We start from the raw sequence: 5,054 nt of genomic DNA on the forward strand, positions 1-5,054 counted from the left end.
TCTCGTGGGCTCGGTTATGTGTATAAGAGACAGGTCGCCGGGGGCGCGGCTCAGGCGGCTTCGGGCTCGCGCAGGTCGAGCCAGTCCGCCCAGCGCGGGTCGGGGGCGCGGTGCCCGAGCACCCGCCAGGCGATCCCGCGCGGCGGTGCCGGCGGGGAGTGCAGCCGCCAGCCCATCTCGGCGGGGGTCTTGTCGCCCTTGCTGTGGTTGCAGCGGGCGCAGGCGGCGACCACGTTCTCCCAGGCGTGCCGACCACCCCGGCTGCGCGGGAAGACATGGTCGATGGTCTCGGCCGGCCCCCGGCAGTAGGCGCACCGCCAGCCGTCCCGAGCGAAGATCGCCCGGCGGGACAGACCGACGTGGGTGCGGTACGGCACCCGGACGAACCGGGTGAGCCGGACGACGGAGGGCACCGGGAGCGCGTTGCGTGCGCTGTGCAGGATGCCCTCGCCGTCGGCGACGCAGACCGCCTTGGCGGAGAGCACGAGGATCGCGGCACGGCGGACCGACACGACACACAGCGGCTCGTAGGTGGCGTTGAGAACCAGCGCGCCGGAGCCCACCGTGGGTCGTATGTCAGGCATCGCGTCACCCTCCCGGTCAAGCGGCAGTCACACTCGCCACCGCCGACCGGTGTCGGACACAGCCCTACACCATGTCGACGCCGGCCGGTTCACCGACGTCCGTTGCGCCAATCGTCCCTGATCGGAACCGCGAATGCACGTACTAATCCTGGGTAGCCGGGGCGGCTTTCCGACCGGTCGAGGTCCGACGTCACCGTCCGGTGGGGCGGCGGTGTACCCGTCGGGCGGTTGCGGTACGAACACAGGGTGATTGTCAGCATCCTGCGCACCGTCGTCCCCACGCCGTCCCCGACCCCGTCGGAACCGGACGAGACACCCAGCCCGGAGTGTCTGGACGAGGTCGTCTGCAACTGGGTCTGGAAGTTCTCCGACTCGGTGTGGTTCGCCGAGGGCAGCTACTGGATCCTGATCAAGCCGTTGCGGATCCTGTTGATCCTGCTGCTCGCGATGTCCGCCCGGTGGCTGGTGCACCGTACGCTCCGCCGTCTGGTCCGCACCACCAGCGACGCCGGGGTGCCCACCATGCTCCGCCCGTTGCGCGAGCGCATCCCGACCGCGACCGCCGCACCCGGCGAGTTCGTGCCGGAACGTCGCCGACAGCGCGCCGAGGCGATCGGCTCGGTGCTGCGCAGCATCAGCACGGCGTTCATCTACGGCATCGCGGTGCTGATGGTGCTCAAGGAGTTCAGTTTCGAGCTGGCACCGCTGCTGGCCAGCGCGGGCATCGCCGGTGTGGCTCTCGGCTTCGGCGCACAGAGCCTGGTGAAGGACCTGCTCGCCGGGCTCTTCATGCTCATCGAGGACCAGTACGGGGTCGGTGACAACGTCGACCTCGGCGAGGCGACCGGCGTGGTCGAGGCGGTCGGGCTACGGGTGACCACGGTGCGCGACGGTCGGGGCGTGCTCTGGTACATCCGTAACGGCGAGGTCGTCCGGGTCGGCAACAAGAGCCAGGGCTGGGCGCTGGTGGTGGTGGACCTGCCGATCGGCTTCGCCGGCACCGAGGAGGCCATGGCGGTGCTGCGGACCGCCGCCGCCTCGGTCGCGGTCGACCCGGAGCTGGCCGCGTCGATCGTGGAGCCACCGGACGTGCTCGGCGTCGAGCAGGTGACGGTGGAGGGCACGGTCATCCGGACGGTGGTCAAGACCACCGCCGAGGGACAGTTCGCCGTCGGTCGGGAGTTGCGTCGCCGGCTCGCCGAGGCGCTGGAGAACTCCGGCATCACGGCGCGGATCGCGGTGGGACGGCTCTATCCCGGGCTACCTACTCGTTCCGATAGTGAGACCGGTCAGGGGGGTGCCACCTGAGCGGCGTGACGGGGGTCGCGGCCGAGTGGCCCCTCGGGTATCGTCCGTTCGTTCAGTCGGAGATGCGACCGTCCACCCGTTCGCCCTAGCCAGTTGTCAGACGATCGGGCAGAATCCGGTTCACGCGCTACCAAGCGCGGTCACGTCCTCGCTGATCTGCAGATCTGACGATGGTTCCGGCACGGTCATCACGAGTGACCCGCCACCGGAACGATGGAGGCGAAGGTGTCCGACGAGCGACCTTCTCCGGAAGGGCCGGCCACCTTCCGTGAAGTTTTCGCCCAGAGTGAGTACCGCGCCGTATTCGCGGCCAACACGCTGACCTGGATCGGCGATTACGTCGCCAAGGCGGCGGTCACCCTCCTCGTCTACCGGACGACCCAGTCCGTCGCCCTCTCCGCCGCCGCCTTCGCGGTGAGCTACCTGCCCTGGCTGATCGGCGGGCCCCTGCTGGCCACCATCGCCGAGCGACACCGGTACCGGCAGGTGATGGTCGTCTGCGACCTCATCCGCATGTCGCTGATGCTGCTCATCGCCATCCCGGGCATCCCGGTGCCGGTGATCCTGGCGTTGCTGTTCGCCACCACGTTGGCCAACCCGCCGAGTCAGGCCGCCCGGTCCGCCCTGATGCCGCTGATCCTGCCCGGCGACCGGCTCGTCGTCGGGCTCTCGATCAACGCCAGCGTGGGGCAGGCCGCCCAGGTGGTCGGCTATCTGCTCGGCGCCGTCGTGGCGACGGCGAGCCCGACCGCCGCGCTGCTGATGAACGCGGTCGCCTTCGCGCTCTCCGCGCTGCTCGTCCGGGTCGGCGTCCGCGACCGGGCCCCGGCGATGAGCACCGCCCACCGCAGTCACCTGCTGCGCGAGACCGGCGACGGGTTCCGGATCGTCTTCCGGACGCCGGTGCTGCGGGCGATCGCCGTCCTGGTCTTCAGCGCCATGCTCTTCTCGATCGTGCCCGAGGGGCTCGCCGCCGCCTGGGCGAACGAGAGCGCGGACGGGATGAACACCGGCCTGGCGCAAGCCATGATCATGGCCTCGCACCCGCTCGGCTTCATCCTCGGCGGCCTGCTGATCGCGCGGCTCGTCGGGCCGGCCCGTCGACTGGCCCTGATGCGCCCGCTGGCCGTCTTCGCGCCGCTGGCCCTGGTGCCGTCGTTGCTCGACCCCTCTCCGGTGATGGTGGCCCTGCTCGCCGCCGTCTCCGGCTTCGCGGTCGCCGGCATGCTGCCGGTCGCCAACGGACTCTTCGTGCAGGCCCTGCCGGACGGCTTCCGGGCCCGCGCCTTCGGCGTGATGGCCACCGGCGTGCAGGTGATCCAGGGCGCCGCGGTGTTGGTGACCGGGCTGCTCGCCGAACGCTTCCCGATCCCCGTCGTGGTCGGGGTGTGGAGCGTCGCGGGCGTGCTGCTGATGTCGATCGTGGCGCTCCGCTGGCCCGACCACCGGGCCGTGGCCGCCTCCGTCGAGGCGGCCCGGCGAGCCGGTGCCGCCCCCGCTCAGGGCGGTGCTCCCGGGCCGGAGGCGCCCGGCTCCGAACAGGTGGGTCCGGGGCGGCCGCAGCACGCGGTGAGCTGAACCACCCCCGGCCGGCCGTCCCGGGCGGGCCGACGGTCGATGGGGCCTGGCAGGATGGAACGGTGAATCCCGCAGGTGAGTCCGAGCGCAACGGCGAGACGGTCACGCTCTTCGAGGCCGTCGGCGGCGAGCCCACGTTCCGCAAGCTGGTCGACGAGTTCTACGCCGGCATCGCCACCGATCCGCTGCTACGGCCGATGTACCCGGAGGACCTGGGCCCGGCCTCCGACCGGATGAGGCTGTTCCTCATGCAGTACTGGGGCGGCCCGAACACCTACTCGTCCCAGCGGGGGCACCCCCGACTGCGGATGCGGCACGCGCCGTTCCGGATCGGCGCCGCCGAACGCGACGCCTGGTTGCGGCACATGCGCCGGGCGGTCGACACTCTCGACCTGCCGCCGACGATCGAGACCGAACTCTGGACCTACCTGGAGCGGGCGGCCCTCTTCATGGTCAACGTGATGGAGGACCCGGCCGCGCCGGCATGAGCCGTGGTCACCCGGCACGGGGTGCGTGCCCGCCACCTGCCCGGCGGCGGGCCGCATCCGTACGGCTCAGAGCAGCGCTCCCTCGTCGTGCAGCCAGTCGACGAAGCTGGTGGCCACTGCCGCCCCGCAGTCCAGCAGCTCGACCAGGAGGGCGTCGTGGGCCCCCGCGGCGAGCGGCACCTGCAACTCGGCGTAGATCGGCAACTGGCCCCGCTCGGTGGCGTCACCCACGTACGCCTTACAGAAGCGTCGGGTGTGGTTCCACTCGTTGACCACCCGGTAGGCCCGGTCCGCCCAGTCCGGCGGCACGGTCGCGTGCGGCCTGGCCCGGAGCACGAGGATCTCGTCCTCCGGCCCCTCCAGCGTGACCAGCACCGCGTGCCGCTCCCACATGGCCAACAGGTTGCCGTCGCCGTCGGCGAGATAGCGCACGTCGAGCAGGTCGAGCGCATCGCAGACCCGGCCCAGGGTGACCGGTTCGACGGTTGCCGGCATGTCGGCGATCAACGGATGCTCCCCGCCCGACCGGTCGTCCCCCGGTTGGCGGGGCGGAGGCGGCCCGACCCGGACCGTGCCCTCCACCGTGATCCTGCTTCGAGTTTCCGGGTCACCGCCACTGGCGGGACCGGGGCGCCATGACCACCACGGCATCGCTCGCGCACCTCACTCCCCAGCGGATCCAGTCGCCTACGGTGGGTTGGATCCGAGGATGGACGGTACCCGGACAGCCGGAACGAAGCACCCCCCCAACGGCAGCCCCAGCCCAGAAGGATGACCGAGGGTCATCCGTTCGCATGAGCCACGGAGGGCCGTACGACCAGATCCGTGGCCTTCTGCGACCAGACAGCTCCATACGGTCCCACCAGCCCGACCCATCGGCCAGCCGCACGGACCTGGACCGCGCCCGATTCCGGCGAATCCCCGGCAGCACCCAGGAAACCCATCCGAACCAGACCCTGCACCAATCGCTGGGTCACCTCCACCGGACGGCCAGGCTCGTCGTCCGGCGTGACCACCACCGCCACGTGGTCCAGTAGGGCGTCCCGCAGGGCCCGCTGCCCGACCGCCCGACCGGCCACCCCGTGCGCGGCGGCCT

5 protein-coding genes and 1 pseudogene are annotated in these 5,054 nt (G+C 71.3%); 3 read left to right on the plus strand and 3 right to left on the minus strand.

The window, feature by feature from the left end; genetic code table 11:
* Nucleotides 1-50 precede the first annotated feature (50 nt).
* Nucleotides 51-584 carry an HNH endonuclease gene (locus EYA84_RS26105; RefSeq protein WP_131056270.1) on the minus strand — a complete coding sequence of 178 codons (534 nt, stop codon included), beginning with the start codon at nt 582-584 and terminating at the stop codon, nt 51-53.
* A 246-nt stretch (nt 585-830) separates the two neighbouring features.
* Here EYA84_RS26105 and EYA84_RS26110 point away from each other — a divergent pair, with 246 nt between their 5' ends.
* From EYA84_RS26110 to EYA84_RS26120, 3 genes are all read left to right on the plus strand, one after another.
* Nucleotides 831-1,892 carry a mechanosensitive ion channel family protein gene (locus EYA84_RS26110; protein ID WP_387261594.1) on the plus strand — a complete coding sequence of 354 codons (1,062 nt, stop codon included), beginning with the start codon at nt 831-833 and terminating at the stop codon, nt 1,890-1,892.
* 213 nt (nt 1,893-2,105) lie between these two features.
* Complete coding sequence (locus EYA84_RS26115; RefSeq protein WP_131056274.1) at nt 2,106-3,470, plus strand: MFS transporter; 1,365 nt, start codon at nt 2,106-2,108, stop codon at nt 3,468-3,470.
* 62 nt (nt 3,471-3,532) lie between these two features.
* On the plus strand, nt 3,533-3,958 hold the full coding sequence (locus tag EYA84_RS26120; protein ID WP_131056276.1) for a globin: 426 nt from the start codon (nt 3,533-3,535) through the stop codon (nt 3,956-3,958).
* A gap of 66 nt (nt 3,959-4,024) precedes the next feature.
* On the opposite strand, the gene EYA84_RS26125 is transcribed toward EYA84_RS26120, so the two are convergent.
* Complete coding sequence (locus tag EYA84_RS26125; RefSeq protein ID WP_131056278.1) at nt 4,025-4,609, minus strand: YbjN domain-containing protein; 585 nt, start codon at nt 4,607-4,609, stop codon at nt 4,025-4,027.
* A 131-nt stretch (nt 4,610-4,740) separates the two neighbouring features.
* Nucleotides 4,741-5,054 (minus strand): annotated as a pseudogene (locus EYA84_RS26130) (hypothetical protein); the annotation flags it as partial.

The organism is Verrucosispora sp. SN26_14.1 (assembly GCF_004307965.1).
Classification (GTDB): Bacteria; Actinomycetota; Actinomycetes; order Mycobacteriales; family Micromonosporaceae; genus Micromonospora.

Excerpts from the sequence above, each read along its gene's own strand:
- EYA84_RS26105 (WP_131056270.1), bottom strand. The coding sequence starts at position 584 with ATGCCTGACATACGACCCACGGTGGGCTCCGGCGCGCTGGTTCTCAAC.
- EYA84_RS26115 (WP_131056274.1), top strand. The coding sequence starts at position 2,106 with ATGGAGGCGAAGGTGTCCGACGAGCGACCTTCTCCGGAAGGGCCGGCC.
- EYA84_RS26125 (WP_131056278.1), bottom strand. The coding sequence starts at position 4,609 with ATGCCGTGGTGGTCATGGCGCCCCGGTCCCGCCAGTGGCGGTGACCCG.